15 protein-coding genes are annotated in these 17003 nt (G+C 54.0%); 7 read left to right on the top strand and 8 right to left on the bottom strand.

From position 1 onward, the window contains the following. Positions 1 to 117 precede the first annotated feature (117 nt). The 5 genes from HKK53_RS03580 to HKK53_RS03560 are packed head-to-tail and all read left to right on the top strand — an operon-like array spanning position 118 to position 3728. On the top strand, positions 118 to 558 hold the full coding sequence (locus tag HKK53_RS03580) for a cupin domain-containing protein (RefSeq protein ID WP_169369529.1): 441 nt from the start codon (positions 118 to 120) through the stop codon (positions 556 to 558). Next, positions 555 to 1613: an L-dopachrome tautomerase-related protein gene (locus tag HKK53_RS03575; RefSeq protein WP_169369528.1), complete on the top strand. Its 1059-nt coding sequence runs from the start codon at positions 555 to 557 to the stop codon at positions 1611 to 1613. Before HKK53_RS03580 ends, HKK53_RS03575 begins: the two co-directional genes overlap by 4 nt. Beyond that, a complete protein-coding gene (locus HKK53_RS03570) occupies positions 1610 to 1984 on the top strand; it encodes a hypothetical protein (protein ID WP_084377459.1) in 375 nt (124 codons plus the stop codon). The genes HKK53_RS03575 and HKK53_RS03570 overlap by 4 nt, the downstream gene beginning before the upstream one ends. Positions 1985 to 1987: 3 nt before the next feature. Further along, on the top strand, positions 1988 to 3280 hold the full coding sequence (locus HKK53_RS03565) for an Nramp family divalent metal transporter (protein ID WP_169369526.1): 1293 nt from the start codon (positions 1988 to 1990) through the stop codon (positions 3278 to 3280). A gap of 28 nt (positions 3281 to 3308) precedes the next feature. Continuing rightward, positions 3309 to 3728 carry an SRPBCC family protein gene (locus HKK53_RS03560; RefSeq protein WP_169369525.1) on the top strand — a complete coding sequence of 140 codons (420 nt, stop codon included), beginning with the start codon at positions 3309 to 3311 and terminating at the stop codon, positions 3726 to 3728. Positions 3729 to 3742: 14 nt separating this feature from the next. On the opposite strand, the gene HKK53_RS03555 is transcribed toward HKK53_RS03560, so the two are convergent. Beyond that, positions 3743 to 4645 (bottom strand): LysR family transcriptional regulator, encoded by a 903-nt coding sequence (locus HKK53_RS03555; RefSeq protein ID WP_169369523.1) that lies wholly within the window; start codon positions 4643 to 4645, stop codon positions 3743 to 3745. Positions 4646 to 4903: 258 nt separating this feature from the next. On the opposite strand from HKK53_RS03555, the gene HKK53_RS03550 reads away from it, so the two are divergent. Next, positions 4904 to 6004, top strand: a complete 1101-nt coding sequence (locus tag HKK53_RS03550) for an alkene reductase (RefSeq protein WP_169369522.1) — start codon at positions 4904 to 4906, stop codon at positions 6002 to 6004. Here HKK53_RS03550 and HKK53_RS03545 read toward each other — a convergent pair. Then, the gene (locus HKK53_RS03545) at positions 5989 to 6933 is read right to left on the bottom strand and encodes a LysR family transcriptional regulator (protein ID WP_169369520.1); all 945 of its coding nucleotides are present in this window, start codon (positions 6931 to 6933) and stop codon (positions 5989 to 5991) included. The two genes, HKK53_RS03550 and HKK53_RS03545, sit on opposite strands and share 16 nt — an antisense overlap. A gap of 124 nt (positions 6934 to 7057) precedes the next feature. Here HKK53_RS03545 and HKK53_RS03540 point away from each other — a divergent pair, with 124 nt between their 5' ends. After that, complete coding sequence (locus HKK53_RS03540) at positions 7058 to 7918, top strand: type 1 glutamine amidotransferase domain-containing protein (RefSeq protein ID WP_169369518.1); 861 nt, start codon at positions 7058 to 7060, stop codon at positions 7916 to 7918. Positions 7919 to 8511: 593 nt separating this feature from the next. On the opposite strand, the gene HKK53_RS03530 is transcribed toward HKK53_RS03540, so the two are convergent. The 6 genes from HKK53_RS03530 to HKK53_RS03505 all read right to left on the bottom strand — a co-directional run bounded on the left by HKK53_RS03530 (position 8512) and on the right by HKK53_RS03505 (position 16539). Further along, positions 8512 to 8781 (bottom strand): LysR family transcriptional regulator, encoded by a 270-nt coding sequence (locus HKK53_RS03530; protein ID WP_202027631.1) that lies wholly within the window; start codon positions 8779 to 8781, stop codon positions 8512 to 8514. Between the two features lie 62 nt (positions 8782 to 8843). Next, positions 8844 to 9467 (bottom strand): NIPSNAP family protein, encoded by a 624-nt coding sequence (locus HKK53_RS03525; RefSeq protein ID WP_169369516.1) that lies wholly within the window; start codon positions 9465 to 9467, stop codon positions 8844 to 8846. Between the two features lie 4 nt (positions 9468 to 9471). Next, positions 9472 to 10668 carry an alpha-hydroxy acid oxidase gene (locus HKK53_RS03520; RefSeq protein WP_169369514.1) on the bottom strand — a complete coding sequence of 399 codons (1197 nt, stop codon included), beginning with the start codon at positions 10666 to 10668 and terminating at the stop codon, positions 9472 to 9474. Between the two features lie 2167 nt (positions 10669 to 12835). Continuing rightward, positions 12836 to 13792: an AAA family ATPase gene (locus HKK53_RS03515; RefSeq protein ID WP_169369512.1), complete on the bottom strand. Its 957-nt coding sequence runs from the start codon at positions 13790 to 13792 to the stop codon at positions 12836 to 12838. Positions 13793 to 13801: 9 nt separating this feature from the next. After that, complete coding sequence (locus tag HKK53_RS03510) at positions 13802 to 15865, bottom strand: hypothetical protein (protein ID WP_169369510.1); 2064 nt, start codon at positions 15863 to 15865, stop codon at positions 13802 to 13804. Continuing rightward, positions 15862 to 16539 carry a hypothetical protein gene (locus HKK53_RS03505; RefSeq protein ID WP_169369508.1) on the bottom strand — a complete coding sequence of 226 codons (678 nt, stop codon included), beginning with the start codon at positions 16537 to 16539 and terminating at the stop codon, positions 15862 to 15864. The genes HKK53_RS03510 and HKK53_RS03505 overlap by 4 nt, the downstream gene beginning before the upstream one ends. Between the last annotated feature and the right edge of the window lie 464 nt (positions 16540 to 17003).

The following is a 17003-nucleotide window of genomic DNA, read 5'->3' as shown; positions in this document are numbered from 1 at the left end:
GAATTCTCAAATCTTGTGCGCGGTCACTGCGTTCTCCGCTACCCGCCCAATGCTTATCCTGAACCCACAAACAACATCACAGCGTTCCTCAAAGAGCGCCTGAATGAGGGTTTCAAGATGTCCGAAGTAATCACCCGAAAAAAACTGGTAGAGGCAGCACCTCACGCCTCGTTCGATCTCAATGCGATCGTCAAAACGTTCCCCGAGACCGCTGACACACTCTTGGTTGATACCCGTTTGACCGACGAAGACGAAGCCAGCGGACGTGTTTTCCGGGTCTACCACCCGACGCCTGCCCACTATCATGCGACCTGTGATGAGTACCTCATCATCATGTCCGGGCGCGCGCGCTTTTTCATGGGTGACCGCGAACCGTTCGAAGTGGGTCCAGGCGAGATGCTGTTCTTCAAGAAGTTCACCATCCACGGCATGCCAGAGATCCTCGAACACCCGCTGTTCATGGTCTCGGTCGACACGCCACGGCGCGACCCCAGCGACATCATCTTCGTCGACCCAACTACCGGCACCGCGGCCTCTTTCGTCAAGGCGCTGTCATGAGCACTCATCAACTGGAGATCTTTGCGACATTCCCGGTCGAGCGGCCGGGGAATCCGACCGTCATGCCCGACGGGCGAGTGCTGGTGTCGGTATCCGCCATCATCGCACCGGACATTTCAGTGCGCGCGGTGGCCCAGGACGGTCAGCACCCGGCTTACCCCAACGAAACCTGGGCAGGTAAGCCCACAGCGGATGGCCGCGGGATGTCCGCCGTGATAGGCATCCGCACCGACCCCGAGGGCACCGTCTGGATACTCGATATGGGCGGCCCGCAGCAACAGCCGCGGCTGATTGCCTGGAATGACCACGAGAACCGGCTGCAACGCCTGATCGTGCTGCCTCAGAATGTGCTCCGACCAAGCTCATTCACCCAAGATTTTGTGATCGACTGGCGACGTCAGCGCATTTACATCGCAGACATGACGATGAACCCTTCTGGCGAAAGCGACTATCCGGCCATAGTCGTGGTCGACTTGCAAACCGGCCTGTCGTGGCGATCACTGGAGTGTTACCCAGGGTTGATGCCCGGCGATGTGCCACTGATGGTCGACGGAAAACCGCTTTCGCTGCGCACGCCAGAAGGCGAAGTCATTCCTTACCGCTATGGCCTCAATCCTATCGCCATCGATCCGTTGGGCCGCTGGGTTTATTTCGGCTCGATGTCGGCACGCAAGGTCTATCGGATAGCCACCGAAATCCTCGCACAACCGGCAGGCGTCACACCTCAGGACGAAGCTGTAGAGTACTGGTGCGAGAAACCGCATTGCGATGGTTTTGATGTCGACGCAGAGGGCAACGTCTACGTGACCGACATTACCAGCAACGCGATCGGGTTGGCCTCTCCGGCAGGCTACCGCATTCTGGCCAAAGACGATCAGTTGCTCGGCTGGCCGGATGGCGTTGAGCTCGATGCCCAGGGGGAATGGCTCTACATCACAGCCAACCAGCTGCACCGCCACCCACTGCTCAATGCGGGTGAGGACGACAGCCAGCCGCCGTTCCATGTATTGCGGTTGCGGGTGGATGCACCGATGGGTTCGAGCGAAACACCATGAGCTATAGCCGTGTTGCGTTCGTTGTCATTGCACTGCTGCTCACGGCCAGCGCCATAGGCTTGGCGCTGGCCGAAGGTGACGCCGGTCTCGGCGTCTGGATATACGCCGTGGTGGCCATCGCCGCAATAACGTTTTCGCGAGCCAGGCCAGACTTTTGGCCCGGCCGCCTGTTCGAGGCGTCGAGCCCTTCACGGATTTCGCTGGCCCATCGTCTGCTGACCCAGATAGCGGCTCTGGTGTGTCTGCTGGCCGCCCATGCTTTGAGCGGGAAAGTATCGGCAATTCTCTCGGTTGCTGGCCTGCTGCTGTTCATTCATACCCTAGTGCTGGCGCGTCTGCCCCGACTTGCCCGATCACAAAGGACCCACTGACCGATGACAACGAAGACTTCGTTGTCGGAACACCCCGGAATGCGTGCCGTCCCACCATCGCCTATGCCTGGACGCCTTTCGCTGCTGATGGGACCCGGACTGTTGATTGCAGTGGGTTACATGGATCCTGGCAACTGGGCCACCGGTATCGCTGCTGGCGCTCAGTTCGGTTACAGCCTGCTATTCATGGTGGTGCTGTCGAGTCTAGCGGCCATGCTTTTGCAAACACTCGCCTTGCGTCTGGGCGTCGTCACAGGTCAGGATCTTGCCCAGACCTGTCGTCTTCGCTACGGCCGACCAGCCACACTCGCGCACTGGGCAATGGCGGAGATTGCCATCATTGCCACCGATATTGCCGAGGTCCTGGGCGCGGCGTTGGCGTTCAAATTACTATTCAACTTGCCAATGGCCCTCGGCATCGTGCTGACGGCTGTCAGCACACTGGTCATCCTGGGCTTGAAGGGTGCCGCCAATGGCCGAGTGCAGAAGATCGTCCTGGCCCTGGTGGCGACCATTGTCCTGTGCTTCGCCATTGAGCTGGCATTGATCACGCTCGATGTAAACGCCCTGTTCCAGGGGTTCATTCCGTCATTGGACACGCTGGCTCAGCCAGGGGCACTGTTCATCGCGGTGGGTATCATCGGCGCCACCGTCATGCCCCACAATCTGTACCTGCATTCATCACTGGCCCGGTCCAATAGCGTCACGCATGACGGAGAGCAGGTAAAACGGTCCCTGCGCCGGGGTTCCAACGATACGATCCGCGCGCTTTCAATTGCGGCCGCCGTGCAAGTTGCCATTTTGTTGGTGGCCGCCGCCGTCTTTCACGACAGCGGGCACACTGATATTGGCGGTATCGAGCAGGCCCATCAATTGCTGGCCCCCCTGACAGGTGTGGCCATCTCTGCCGTGCTGTTCGCCCTGGCACTGCTCGCCTCGGGCCAAAGCTCGACGTTGACCGGCACCCTCGCCGGTCAGGTCGTGCTCGAAGGGTTCTTAAAGCTCAAAGTTTCATTGTGGAAACAGCGCGTCGTCACCCGCCTGCTGGCCATGGTGCCAGCGCTGTGCGGGATTCTCTGGCTGGGCGACGCCGCGGTGGGTGATCTGTTGGTGTTTTCTCAGGTGGTGTTGTCAGTGCAACTGCCGTTTGCGGTGTATCCGTTGATTCGTTTCACCAGCGATAAAACGCTGATGGGTGATTTTGCTATCTCACGCCCGGTCGCCGTCATGGCCTGGTGTATTTTCCTGCTGATCAGCGCCGCCAATCTCTGGTTGGTTACATCAGTCATTCTTTGAATGCCTTCCTCCCATACAGGTTAAAAACATGAGTGAAGTCCGTATCTTGATTAGCATTGCACGTCCAGCCGAACAGGTCTGGTCGCTACTCGGCGGGTTTGATTGGCTACCTCGCTGGCTCGATGTCATCGCCAGCAGCACCCTCAGTGATGGCGGACGTTTGCGTCACCTCAAAACTGCCGACGGTGCGATCATTGTCGAGCGTTTGCTCACGTTCGATGAAGACGAAAAGCACTACAGCTATGCCCTGCTTGAGGGGCCTTCGCCAGTCACTGACTATGTAGGCACGATGTCAGCGAAGGACGATGGCAACGGGGGGACACTGGCGTCCTGGTCCAGCACCTTTCTCGTCCAGGGCGCAGATGAGGCCGGGGTCATCGGGCATTTCGAGGCACTCTACCGCGCAGGGCTGGAGCGCCTGAAGGCCGTCGTCGAATCCACGGACTGACGACGGCACGCGGTTCACCCCCTATTCATGAACGCTTGCAGACGCGGCACCATAAAGTCGAGGAACGTTCGGATACGCTGGGGCACATGCTGTCCACCCTGATACAGCACATTGACTTCCTCGCTGTCATGGCCTGTTTGCGCGAGTACCTCGACCAACCGGCCAGCGGCGAGATCCTCATCGATGTGAAAGTCCGCCAATCGGGCAATCCCCACCCCGGCGATGGCCATACGTCGAACGGTCTCGCCATTGTTGGCTTGCAGGTTGCCCTGGACGATTCGATCAACGATGCGGCCACTCTGATGCATGGGCCACACTGGACTAGAGCGCCGAAAGTTGAAGCTCAAACAATTATGCTCGGCGAGGTCTTCGAGGGTGTCGGGGACTCCGTACTTTTCCAGATACTCAGGTGAAGCCACCATCTTGCGCCGAGCAATACCGATACTCCTCGCACGTAGGGTCGAGTCAGTTAACACGCCAACACGGAATGCAACGTCTGTTCGATCCAGGTACATGTCAACGATATCATCACTCAAGGACAGGTTGATCTGGATGTTCGGGTGGGCTTCCCAGAAGGCCGGCAAATTGGGTTCGATCGCCATTGTGCCAAACGCAACCGAGGCATTGATGCGCACGGTTCCGCGTGCTTTCTGTGCGCCTTGGGCCAACACTCTTTCAACGTCGTCGAGTTCTGCCAGCAAAGCGTTACTGCGTTCATAGTAGATGCGTCCTTCATCGGTCAGCGACAGCTTACGTGTCGAACGCTCGAGCAGACGTACACCCAGACGCAGCTCTAGTCGAACAATCAATTTACTGACCGTCGAAGGTGTCATCAGCATCTGTCGCGCTGCTTGTGAAAAGCTGCCGGCGTCGACGACCCGTACAAATACCTGCATCTCGCCTGCTCTGTTATCCACGTCCGCCTCCCCACTCATTGATTAGTGAAAAAATATCACAAGCGCTACTTGGCGATACGTAGCAATAAGTGGAAAACGTTCATTTATCTTGTGAAACCAATTCCATATACAGTGGAAGCGAATGCACAACGCAGCCAAGCTCTGCAGGGTTGAGTAAACTGTGAAACGGCTTCACAAATCATGTTCGGCCGGATCGGGTTATCAGTTTGCTATGTCAGGCCTACCTTCTTGAGCAACATAAAGAAAGGACAGGTCCCCATGAGCTCATTATTTGATCCCATCCAAGTCGGCACTCTTACGTTGCGCAACCGTATCGCCATGGCGCCGATGACACGGGCGCGGTACCCGGATGGCGTCGCCAACGACCTCACTGCGCTTTATTACAGCCAGCGCGCCAGCGCCGGACTGATCATCACCGAAGGCACCCCCATTTCGCGCTCGGCCGAAGGCTTTTTGGCCATCCCCGGCATCTACACCACGCCACAGATCGACGGCTGGCGCAAAGTAACCCAGGCAGTGCACGCTACCGGCGGCGTTATCTACACGCAGCTATGGCATGTCGGGCGCGTTTCCCATGTCAGTATTCAGCCAGGCTGTATTGACCCGGTCAGCTCGACCTCGCGGATTGCCCGTAACTCCCAGGCCTGGGGTTTGACCGAGCGTGGCGAGCCCGGTCCGGTCGACGTCTCCCAACCCCGCGCCCTCACCACGCCGGAAGTCAAAGCGGTGATTCGTGACTTTGCCCAGGCAGCCGCGAATGCTATTGACGCCGGTTTCGATGGCATTGAACTGCACGGCGCCAACGGCTACCTGATCGAACAATTCCTCAACCCGTTGGTCAATGACCGCACAGACGAATACCACAGCGATACCCTCGAAAACCGTTCACGCTTCTTGCTGGAAGTGGTCGACAGCGTCATTGAACGTATCGGTGCGCAACGCACCGCCATTCGCCTGTCACCCTTTGGCGGCCTGTTTGACATGGGGCTTTACGAGGATGTCGAAGAAACCTATCTGTATGTCGCCGACCAACTCTCCCGACGCGGTCTGGCCTATGTTCATTTCATGGATCAGCTGTCGCGGGGCAGTTCGCCCATTCCTCGGGATTTCCTGCAAAAATTTCGCACCCACTACCATGGCACGCTAGTGCTCGCAGGAGGCATGACTAAGGAACGAGCGGAACAATTTCTTCGCGATGGGATGATCGACATCGCAGCATTTGGTGAACCTTTCATCGCGAACCCCGACCTGGTTGAACGACTACGCAACGACTGGCCATTGTTGAAACCGGACCGGGCATTGAGCTATGGAGGAGGCGCCCAGGGCTATACCGACTACCCGACCTATCCGATCGCTTGACGCTCGTTGAGTGGCGTGTGGGCTTGATCTGCCACCCCGCGAATCAGGAAGTCGATCAGCGCCCGGGACGCAGCCGATAGCTGGCGATGAGGCGGGAAAATCACCGAGAACGGTCGGGACCGTCCACCCGACTGTTCGAGCAGCGGCACCAGGCGTCCGCTTTGAATCCGCTCCCGAACAATAAAATCGTAGGTCTGACAAATCCCCATACCGTGCTCGGCCAAAGACACAGTGCCAAGTACGTCGTCGGACACTTGAACACTCGCCTCAGGTATCCACTCCCGATCAATACCCTGCTCACAGAACAGCCAGGGGCCGACCCGACCGCTGCTGGGCATCACAAATGGCAGGCAGGCATGCGCTGGCAGTTCGTCGACGCTGTGCGGCGTACCTGCACGCCGGAGATAATCCGGCGCGGCGACCACGCACAAACGCGCATCCTCAAGTTTGCGTCCAATCAGGCCACTGTCAGGTAATGGCCCAAGGCGAATGGCCAGGTCATACCCTTCGGCCACCAGATCCACATTTCGATTGCTGATGCTCAACTCGATGCGCACCTGCGAGTACTGCCGAGTAAAGCGGCAGAGCAATACCGGCAGCCGGTAGTGGCCGTAAGTCGTCGGCACACTAAGCCGTACACGGCCAGTCAACGCGCCTTCCTGCCCCTGGATCGTCCGCTCTGCATCATCGATCAGCGAGAACGCCGCGCGGGACTGTTCGAGGTAAAGCAGTCCCGCCTCGGTCAGGCTCAGGCGTCGAGTCGTGCGCCGTAACAACTGAACACCCAGGCGTGTTTCCAGACGTGAGATCGCACGGCTGACCACTGACGGGGTAGTTGCCAGAAGAACGGCCCCTGCGCTTAGGGAGCCCTTCTCCACCACAGTGATGAAGACTTCTACGTCTGCGAGATAATCGAATCGCCGGCTCACCTTTACCTCCAAAGAACAAGTGCTTTTCCCTTGCGCAAGTTTATCGCCCATGGAGGCATGAATATAGTCGTATCGGGATCAGACACCTGCTGATCGAATTCACTCTCTATTGCTCGGAAATCCCATGCGCCCTATCACTCGTCTCGCCCTTGCAATGACCATTTGCACCTCAGCCTTCAACGCACAGGCCAGTAACGTCCTAGTCGTGATGTCTGATTCAGACCACCTTGAGCTCAAGGACAAGAAAGTCTTTGCAACCGGCTTTTACCTGAACGAATTGATGCAACCGGTAAAACTGATGCTCGATGCCGGACACTCGGTGACCTTTGCGACGCCTACAGGCAAGGCGCCGACTTTGGACAAATCGTCCGCCGACAAGATGTATTTCAACGATGACGTTGCGGCACTGCAGGAGTACAAGGCGCTGCTGGAGCACCTCAAGATCACCTCGCCGGGTGAGTCACCGGTCATTAGCCTGTCGCGGGTCGAACAGATCGGCTACGGGCACTTCGATGCTGTCTATGTACCTGGTGGCCATGCACCTATGGAGGATCTGCTGCATAGCGCCGCATTGGGGAAGTTGCTGAACAACTTCCATAACAACGGCAAGACAACCGCCCTCGTTTGCCATGGCCCGATTGCGCTACTGTCGACTCTGTCCGACCCAACAGCCTTCACTCGGAAACTCGAAGTCGACGGCAAAGCCCCAACGCATGGCTGGACTTATGCAGGATACAAATTCACGGTCATCAGCAATCAGGAAGAGGAACTGGCCAAGGGCTTGTTGAATGGCGGTGCGATGAAGTTCTATCCGCAAACGGCACTGGAACAAGCCGGCGGCGTATACAGTAGCAACACTTCACCGTGGACCAGCCATATCGTCATCGATCGCGAACTGGTGACCGGTCAAAACCCTGGTTCAGCGCTGGATGTGGGTAAGGTGATACTCGATCGACTCAAGTCCCAGAGCCAAGCGAAAGGCTAATCGATTCAAACTAGTACATTGCCGCAGGGACTGTCTTCAGGCCGCCGCTTACGCAACGTATAGGCGTAGGCCTGAAGCTCCTCCACTTGGGAAATAGGGGAACAAATGAAGTGAACGAACCACGACTAGTCGGCCGGGCAGTCATTACCACAAATCACGCACAAACATAACGCCGCTCAATTAGCGGCATTTTTTTGAGTTTTGAACGGGAAGCGAGACTCGCAGCGATTGCCCCTTCCTCCTCCTGACAGGAAAACTTTCTAATCGTGCATTTTAATCAAGACTATTGTGCTGTCTGATGCATTTTTCTCCGGGATGGAGCCGCAGATACTGTCGGTATTCACCCATGGAGTCGCCCTGCATCATGCAAGGCGCAGGAGACCTGATGAACTCACATTTTCAACGTTTGCTCGGCCCCAACAACTTCTCTATCGGATTGGAATTACCGCTGGACAATGATTGGTCCACTGCCGGCCAACGCTTGCGCATGTCGGAAAGGTATGCAGCACTTCGACGCTCATCTCGCTACGCCAGAAAAAATACACTGGGTAATGTCCGTGAGGCATTGCCCCTTAACCGCAGTCCCGCTACAGCTAATCCCGCCTCGAGGCGAACGAAGCGACCACGCTCTCTATCTCGGCCAGTGCGCGTGAGCAATGTTCGTATAGCAACTGGCCATCCTCGGTCAAGGCAAAGCTGCGAGTAGTACGCTGAAACAGCCTGACGCCCAGGCGTTTCTCAAGCCTTGCCACGGCATTACTTACGGCGGCGCGGATCAAGTGAAGCTGTTCACCGGCTGCGGAAAAACTACCCGCTTCGGCGGCGATCATGAAGGTTGAAATACCAGCCAATTTGTCGCTCACCACCGCCCCTCTTTTTGTAAATCCAAGGAAACCTAATGCAGAAAATCATCCTTGGCGGATGCTCAGTGCAAAGGTGAAAACGTCGCGGGCAAGTAAACCGAAGACTGCATCTCTAGCAATTGCGGCGCGGAGTTTTCAGGCGGCCACACACCATCGCTCACGGCCCGGGTGCGCACCTGCAAGCGTTGTTCGAGACTCGAATACGGCCAGATATGCAGATAGCGCGGCAGCTTCCCACTCGTGGCGTAGAACGCCGCATACACAGATGAATAGCCGTCACCGGTGCGCGGCCCCACCGCCTTGCGCCAGCCAGCAAGCGTCGGAGCCAACCCCGAAGGCACCAGGTCGTATTCACGTAGCTCGTAGAACGGCCCATGAGCTCCTGGTGGTAAAGGTTCAAGGAACGGGAAAAGCCGATAGTCGTCAATCTGTTGACTCAACACGAACTCGCCGATGCCGAACGCGTCGCTGGCCAGCAGACAGCGCTCACGTTCCTGCTGGCGGATTTGGGTATCGGTAAATCCACGAAGGACTGCAATACGGTTCTGCTGGCCGATTTCGGACAGCCAACAGCCCATCAGGCTAACCCCCTCCGGCGCCTCCTCAAGGGCTTGTTGCAGACGAGGCAACGCTTGCGCCGACGTGCGCACACGCAGCGTGAAGGTGATCAGTTCGTACAGTTCCATGACGTCATCCCCGGCAGATCGATTGAGCGTGGATGTCTGCCAGCCAGTCGGGGCTTAGGTCCGCGATATCGGCGCAGCCCATCAGGCTGAGCGTACGGATGAACTCTTCGTGGAGCAGGTCCAACGCGCGACCGACACCCTGCTCTGCGGCCACGGTGACGCCATAGAGGGTGGCGCGACCCAGCAATACCGCATCAGCCCCAAGGGCCAAGGCTTTGGCGATGTCACTGCCACGCCGGATACCACTGTCGAGTAACAGTGCCATCTTGCCTTTAACCACAGACGCGATGAGCCGTAGCGCATCCAAACTCCCGAGCGCCCCCTCAAGCTGGCGACCGCCGTGGTTGCTCACCACCAATCCATCGAGCCCCAGCGTCATGGCTTTTTCGGCATCTGCCGGGTGCAGCACGCCCTTGAGTAGTAAGCGCCCGGACCACTGATCGCGCAGGCGAGCGAGCATGGACCAGTCCAGCAGCGTTTCCATCTGCTCTCCAATGAACTTCATCGAACCCAGGGCATTGCGCTCAGCGGGCGGCAGGTATGGTTCCAGGTTTCCCATAGACGGCAAGCCGTTCGGCCACATGACCTGACGTAGCCAGCGGGGATGGCGCAGCACATCGAGTTTGTTGCCCAGACTCAATTCGCGCGGACGAACGAAATTACGGCGGTCCCACTCACGATTTCCCAGCACCATCGCATCACTGGTCAACAGCAACGTGTCGACGCCAGCCTCATGTGCTCGAGACAGCAGACTGGCCTGTATTTCAGGGTCGCGCATGGCGTATAGCTGGAACCAGAGATTAACGTCCGGCACTTGCGCCTTGATCGCTTCCATCGAGACGTTGGATACGGTACTGAGGCAAAACGGCAACCCGCGTGCGGTCGCGGCCCGGGCCAGGTGAAGATCGGCATCGCGGTGCAGCATGCCGTTGTAGCCGGTCGGTCCGATCAGCATCGGTACGGCCAGTTCACGCCCCAGCAAGCGACGCTGGGTCACCGGTGGATGACACGGAACCAGCGTGCGCGAATGCAAATGTACTTCGCTAAATAACGCGCGGTTACGGGCCAGGGTCAACTCGTCCTCGGAGCCGCCAGACAAGTATTCCCAGGCAAAATGCGGCAACCGATGGCGAGCCAGCTCCGCAAGTTCGGCGATGCTGTGAACGCGATTCAGGTCCCGACCACGGTAGAAGCTACGCATACACACTCCTCGAAGAAAAAAACCCGGCGAGCAACCGGGAAAAGGGAACAGTGAAAATAAACGGGTCAGCGACTCAGTCCTGCCACGATGGCAGGGCTTTGAGCGGGTAAAGGCGCTCGAATAGTCAACAATGTCAGCGTGGTCAGCACCCCAAAGAGCACCAACATCATGGAGACCGGCCAAACGCCGTGGTAGCTTGAGTCGTACCAGCCATAGAACACTCCTGCACCGCAGTGTCGGCACGGTGATGGGTTATTTTCAGGCCGGTTCATTGTTGGGCAGTAAAGCAACAGAGCTCCTTAAGGGGAGCGAGTGAATATCACCCCCGGTCGGTCACCTCGACCAATAGGCTCCCGACCAAATGCGAGGTAGGCAAGAGAGCTTGTGATGACCGCTAGTTGCTAAATCATAACGCTCATGCACTCCATCAGGCGCAAAACTCCGTCGAGAGGGCAACGACCTCGAGAATGTCTACTGGCCAGTTGAATGGCGCTCCCGGTGTAGTCGGGCGCAGAGAGCGCTACCTTTGCGCTTCGATCTGCAGCAGTTTTCCAGTGCGAACACTGCCACCCACACTTATACATCTTCGCGTTGAATTACTGGAACAAACAGGTAATTTTCGAGGTTATCAAGTTCACCTAAACCGGAACAGCAACACGAAGGGATGGACATCAATTCAGGGTGATTGCTATGAGTTAGCTTAGACCGTAGACGTGCGCGGCTGTCTAAACGTAAATATAACGCCTTTGTCTAACATGATGCCACGCGTGACACCGGAGCACGAAAAGAGTTTCTCGCGGCACATTAGGAATGCCGACATCGTCTGCAACGACATAGTCCATTATCATGCTTCCGTTCCCCCTACACTTACATCTAGCAAGGCTTTGGTTGAGCAAGAAATCCGCTTTTACAAAGTAATGATTTTTTAATTGTCCTGAATCGACGTGACGGGTCTGTAACGAAAAATTTGGGTGGATCAAATCAAATTGACGATTGGCTCGGATGAGTATCGCAGCCTCAAAAGAGTCGCTTGACTCCGCGTCGTATATTTCAATTCCGGCCCAGATATCAAAAAAAGCAAGCCAAATTTCGAGGAGGTAGCCTGGTAAGTCACGTACCCTTGGCTCAGGGCAAGACCGTCTATGCTCGGCATAGGGGTCTAACCTCGGATTTCTCAGATCTCGCATGGTGTAAATGTTAAAAACCCTCACCAGCCAGCAATAGTATGCGAGTGAGCAGCTACACCGTCGGTCACTGAGGAGTGCGTTGCATTGATTAAGCGTTAGACTTCTAACGATGGAAATGCAGGACCGATGCCGTCTGAGGAAGTGTCTACATATATGACGGCGGACGGATTTTATGCCAGAAATCAGAGATGATCTGTACTCTAGCTCTCCATCATCAGGGATTTTATGAGGGAGGTCTAACGCCGCTCGCGCGGCCTCGTAGTTGACTTCTGGAATTGATATAGGGGCGAGTCCAACCCGGGATTCGAGATATCGCCAGAACACAAATCGGAGCTTTACGTCCCAATGCTTCAAAGGAACTGAGACCACTCGCGCAAACTCGCCTGGCATTACCATAGCTGCCCGGGATAACCACTCCACAACGGACCGAGCCCATACTGTGTATTGATCAATTTCGATATCTGACAATAATGATATTGGGTACTTCTGCTTCCTGAATGGAGCCAAGTGATTGCATCGACCGCCTCTTTCTGCATTCCTAATTTTGATCAGACTATTATCTCTCAAGAACGAGGTGCAATTTTTGCACTCCACTAGCGGAGCGTCATGTATAGGGCAATGCGTGACCCATGAAAGTTGAAACAAAGCACTATGAAAAAGATGCTGGATACACACCCGGCAATGACGTACGGTGGCTGGCCCAATAGGACGGTTAGATCCCATTAGAATGTCTATAAACGAATTCTCAACCGCTGGCAATGGAATAGATAGCGTATGTGAAATTTTTGACACATTGAACTGATGGCTTTCCAGCCAGTAAATTTTGGAGCCGTTCCTGGGCGCATCAGTCTTTAACACTAAGTTCATCAGATCATTTAGCGAAATATCGTTGACCAACAACGCTTTAAGCATAACTAACCATGATGACTCATAGGGTGCCATTTTTTTATGAAATGTAAGGACCGCTGGCATGTTGCTCCTCACTTAAATATACTTGAAAACTCGGCCATGTTTGACTGAGCAATTGCACTAGCGATGACTTCACTGGAGAGTTCAAAGCCAAGAGTATCATTCACCCGAGAGCTGATCAGAAGATACTCGATTGTAATAAACAAATGCTCGATGGGGATAGGAACCGATACGCCCCCTACTGCCTGCTTAGCTATTTTAAATATCAGCGGTGCGTAGGCACTTAGCCTGAAACCATCTGCGAAAGCGTTTGGTAAAAAAAAACGGGTATAAGAGCAATCTGAGTTTGGTGGGTAAATGAGGTTGCTGTCAAAATTTTCCAGTAGGGCTGTTAACCATTTTTCGTCGGTACAGCCTTCAAAAGCAATGCGTTGGCTCAGAAACCGGGCTAAAATGGCGTCTTCCTTTGCCAGACGAAAGCTACTGTGTCGGCTGTTTATGTCCGACTGTGCAAACCCAATCGTTGTAGTTGCAATGCCACTGATTTTGAGATCGTTTTGGATGACCTGTAAATGCTTGTAATCATCAAGGTCCAAGGCCTGCATCTCGTCGAGAATTAGCAGGAAATGACTGCCCAGCAAGGATGAAAGCTCGCATGCGATATGCGTGGTCAATCGCCCCCTGAGTTTAGCGAGGTTTTCTCGACTTTTCTGCATGAGACTCAGGGATTTGGCCATACTTTCTACTATCGACTCAGTTTCCGAGACGTCACACGAAACTAGGACGACGAATTTATCCGGAAACTCTTGGTTAGCAAGGTGCTTAATTGCAAGTGCGCACTGCGATTTTCCCATTCTCGGGGTTGAATAGAAGTAAAGGCTCGGGCGTCCTAGCCATATCTGCTCGCGTATCATGCCGTACGCGCGTTCAATCGTTTGTGTTAACGTCGTAAATGACTTTTTTCTAATGGGGTGCGAATTCAACAAATTGTCGCGTTGAGGTAGGTCAGACGGATCGAAAACGTTCATGAGATCATCCTATTGAAAACCTTTCATCAGACCCTTTAGGTCTGGAATAGTCGTAGGCATAACGGACTTAACAACCGAACTTGTTGACAAATCTGGAACTACCAGACCGCTGGAGTCCATACCTTCGCACTTGTTATCAGTGTCCTCCGCGCCCATGGATGGCAACTCACCCAAATATTCCGATAATAAATCTGGTCGTTCAACGGAAACCTCTTGATTTACCCTACCTATTTCAGTGGCAACAGATCTCGAACTCACCGAGCTAAGATGTTTAGAAGCCACCCCTTTCGCACGTAAAACTTGGGTATGTAAATATTTTAAATAGTACTCAACCGGGTCGTCGGACTCTGTAATCGTAAGAACTCGTAGTGAGCGGAGTTGATTAATGGCTACTCTTGTTTTTCGGCTATGCTTTGTCCGTGACCATTTGCCTGAGGCCGTAAGCACACCAATGGGTGCCCCGTCTGGAAAATACGCCTTGACCGTTCTGTAGTCTTGCTCGTCAATTTCTACAGAAATAGCCGCATCTTTCAACCATGGCGATTTTTTGAGAATCGCGTTGCTGTAGCGCACTCTGTCAAGCTGGACGTATGGCCGAATGCCACGCTTCGGATAACACTTTACTTTCACTTTCCGAACGGTGCGATAGTTTAATGTTCCGTTTACCTGACTTCTTAAAAGTCGTCTCGGAATAAAGTGTTGATCTGAAAGATTTAACTTCTGCCGGATAAACTCTAGCGGAGTCAAATATCCTATACCCTCACTTTGCAAAGCGTTATGCTGCGCAAAGTGATGATAAGCCAGCTCCTCTACCACCTCGGCTTCAATCTGGTACTTCCTAGCAATTTCTGCGCTTCTTCCTGCACGGCCCACCATCGGGTTTGAACCGGTAGTGTTTGGCATGCGCTGAAAAATTCCTTCAGCAATATTTTTAAAGGTGTGCTCGACATTGGGCCTACACTCAAAGTGCCCCGGCGGTCCGTAGTTCAGGTAAAATCCCAATCGGCGTCTTAAATCCATTGAAACAGGCGCAGCCAGATTTGAAAGCGCATTGTCAGGCATCAAGATTCCAGGTAGCGCATGCTGCAGCTCGGGAATCTTTTCACTAGGAAAACCCGCGTCGCCCTTTATTTGCATTCCTAGTAAATCTTTAACAGGGACTGGCAGCGTGTCTCTAAGACTCTCGGTGATCAGTCGAACGACATCTGTCGCGCTTACCTCACTGCTGTAGACAACCAAAAACCACACAACCGCTGTCGAAGCCCTATCTACCAAAGCTAGAATATTGATCCTCTTCAAGTTGATATCGCTCATGAGACCATCGGCGTTCCTAACCCCAATCGAAAACTCAGCATCAACTTTGTGACTGTCCACCTCCCACGCTTCGTATACCTGGTTAACCCGAATGGTTGGTTCCGTTCCATTGCCAACTGACAGATGCGCTTTCGCTCCCTGCTCATGATAAATTTCAACTTGCTTGTCAAAATTTAGATCTAAAATTTGCTTCATGAATTCCGAAATCGTTCGCCCACCTTGATACTTCGTATTGAACGGCCACTCCGTGCTCGGGTGACCGACAATTTTAAGCTCATCAAGGAATATTCGATGTAATGTTTGAGGCTTCAGCCTGAACTCCAGCAGGTCCGGATTCTTTCCAAGCTTCAAGATCTTCCTTGCCAGATCGGTCTGCAGGTCAGGGTATCTTCTTAGAATGCCCCCCATCACTCCTGCATACCCTCCCTTTTGCTCAGGAAGTTTCGGTCTGACCGGAGCTTCTCGCTGATACTCTTTAATACGGTAGTGGGGTATTAATGCCCTCGCCCCCCAGACCAAGCCATCTTCCGCGATTGATACACAACGATTCATCAAGCGATGCAGATCGCTGGTCTTGATTTTTGTTTTCAACAAAATTTCCGCTTGCGGAGCGCCGTTAATATACAAGTCAATTGCTGATATCCGCCGCTGGAAGACGTCTCTGTCTGCGGAGCTCATATCTCCCACGAAAACCTCATCCCAAGGCATCGTTACCCTGACTGAATGTTCAATTTGACTCCGATGGCGTCTGATTTTCATTGGCCAGACCTCAACGACCATCGAGTGCACTTCCCAAAGCACGCGTCGTTGAACTCTATGTTTAGAGTTCCTGTAACCGCCTCCCTGGCAAACACGCCCAACACAATCATCGGGTCCTGATGATCAAGATCATCCAATAATGCACCTACCGTCCCCGCAACGCGACTTCGAATGTGCAGATTGACCATATCTGTTTGGGCAGCAAAGACTTCATTTCTAATCTGATTCAAAAAAGTGAGGAGCTGAAACCAACACATAGCCATAGGGACAAGCATACGCACATCTTTCGCGCTTATTACCTGGACTGTTTCGAGCTCAATATTCTTTTGTTCGTATAAGATTAATGCTTCGACTGGCCCGGAAGGGCAAGAGTTGGTCGCGAGTTGGTGCAGCTCGAGCGAATTGTCGGTTTTCTCTACCAAGATAAAATCACGGCGACGAAACTGTTCCTCCCAAGGGTATTTTGCCTTAAGCTCACACCCGAACTTGAACGACCTCACGAAAGGATTTGCCTCCAGAGCAGCCACCCAGTACAAGCATTCATTGTTACTGGCAAGAGTGATGTCTTTGGTAACTTTATGACTATAGTTTATCCAGATGTTATTTCTCGTATTTTTACGGGCCCCATGGGAAGCCATCAAGTGACCGCGTAGTTTAGACTTCAACGAACTCATATGTGCACCCTAATATGATGGACTAGTCCACTTTTGACCGGCACCTCAACAAAGCTGCTTGGCAGTTCAGCCTTGGCGGTGGAGTTAGCCATCTTGTTCTTTAGTCAATTGCTCGCCGTTAAGCGCACAACCTGGCCGCTGCTTCTAGGCAAACACTGCCATCGGGGCAGTGGCCCCTTAGGTGCAATGCCATGGAGAGCTTAAATGACCAATTTTTTTTTAGGGAACACGTGAAACCAGCTGGCTTGACAGCTACGCGTTAGAAATGCAATATGAGGGCGTCAGGCGTACTAATTCTTGACGACTCAATAGAAACCCAGGGCACCACCCCTGGGCTTTTTGCGTTTCTGTCCCAGATCACTTTTCTGGCTCTTAACCAGTATCCATAACAGCAACTCCTGCTTACGGCGGTTTACTAGTCGAAGTTAAGCTTTTGCTACACCCAGTCGCTGGCTCGCGATCCA

The organism is Pseudomonas sp. ADAK7, from assembly GCF_012935675.1.
GTDB lineage: Bacteria > Pseudomonadota > Gammaproteobacteria > Pseudomonadales > Pseudomonadaceae > Aquipseudomonas.
The sequence above is the reverse complement of the archived record's forward strand: the minus strand, read 5'-3'. Positions and strand labels throughout refer to the sequence as shown.

What these genes read in the sequence shown, in the direction of transcription:
- HKK53_RS03580 (WP_169369529.1), top strand. Translation starts at nt 118, where the DNA reads ATGTCCGAAGTAATCACCCGAAAAAAACTGGTAGAGGCAGCACCTCAC.
- HKK53_RS03575 (WP_169369528.1), top strand. Translation starts at nt 555, where the DNA reads ATGAGCACTCATCAACTGGAGATCTTTGCGACATTCCCGGTCGAGCGG.
- HKK53_RS03570 (WP_084377459.1), top strand. Translation starts at nt 1,610, where the DNA reads ATGAGCTATAGCCGTGTTGCGTTCGTTGTCATTGCACTGCTGCTCACG.
- HKK53_RS03565 (WP_169369526.1), top strand. Translation starts at nt 1,988, where the DNA reads ATGACAACGAAGACTTCGTTGTCGGAACACCCCGGAATGCGTGCCGTC.
- HKK53_RS03560 (WP_169369525.1), top strand. Translation starts at nt 3,309, where the DNA reads ATGAGTGAAGTCCGTATCTTGATTAGCATTGCACGTCCAGCCGAACAG.
- HKK53_RS03550 (WP_169369522.1), top strand. Translation starts at nt 4,904, where the DNA reads ATGAGCTCATTATTTGATCCCATCCAAGTCGGCACTCTTACGTTGCGC.
- HKK53_RS03540 (WP_169369518.1), top strand. Translation starts at nt 7,058, where the DNA reads ATGCGCCCTATCACTCGTCTCGCCCTTGCAATGACCATTTGCACCTCA.
- HKK53_RS03525 (WP_169369516.1), bottom strand. Translation starts at nt 9,467, where the DNA reads ATGGAACTGTACGAACTGATCACCTTCACGCTGCGTGTGCGCACGTCG.
- HKK53_RS03520 (WP_169369514.1), bottom strand. Translation starts at nt 10,668, where the DNA reads ATGCGTAGCTTCTACCGTGGTCGGGACCTGAATCGCGTTCACAGCATC.
- HKK53_RS03515 (WP_169369512.1), bottom strand. Translation starts at nt 13,792, where the DNA reads ATGAACGTTTTCGATCCGTCTGACCTACCTCAACGCGACAATTTGTTG.
- HKK53_RS03510 (WP_169369510.1), bottom strand. Translation starts at nt 15,865, where the DNA reads ATGAAAATCAGACGCCATCGGAGTCAAATTGAACATTCAGTCAGGGTA.
- HKK53_RS03505 (WP_169369508.1), bottom strand. Translation starts at nt 16,539, where the DNA reads ATGAGTTCGTTGAAGTCTAAACTACGCGGTCACTTGATGGCTTCCCAT.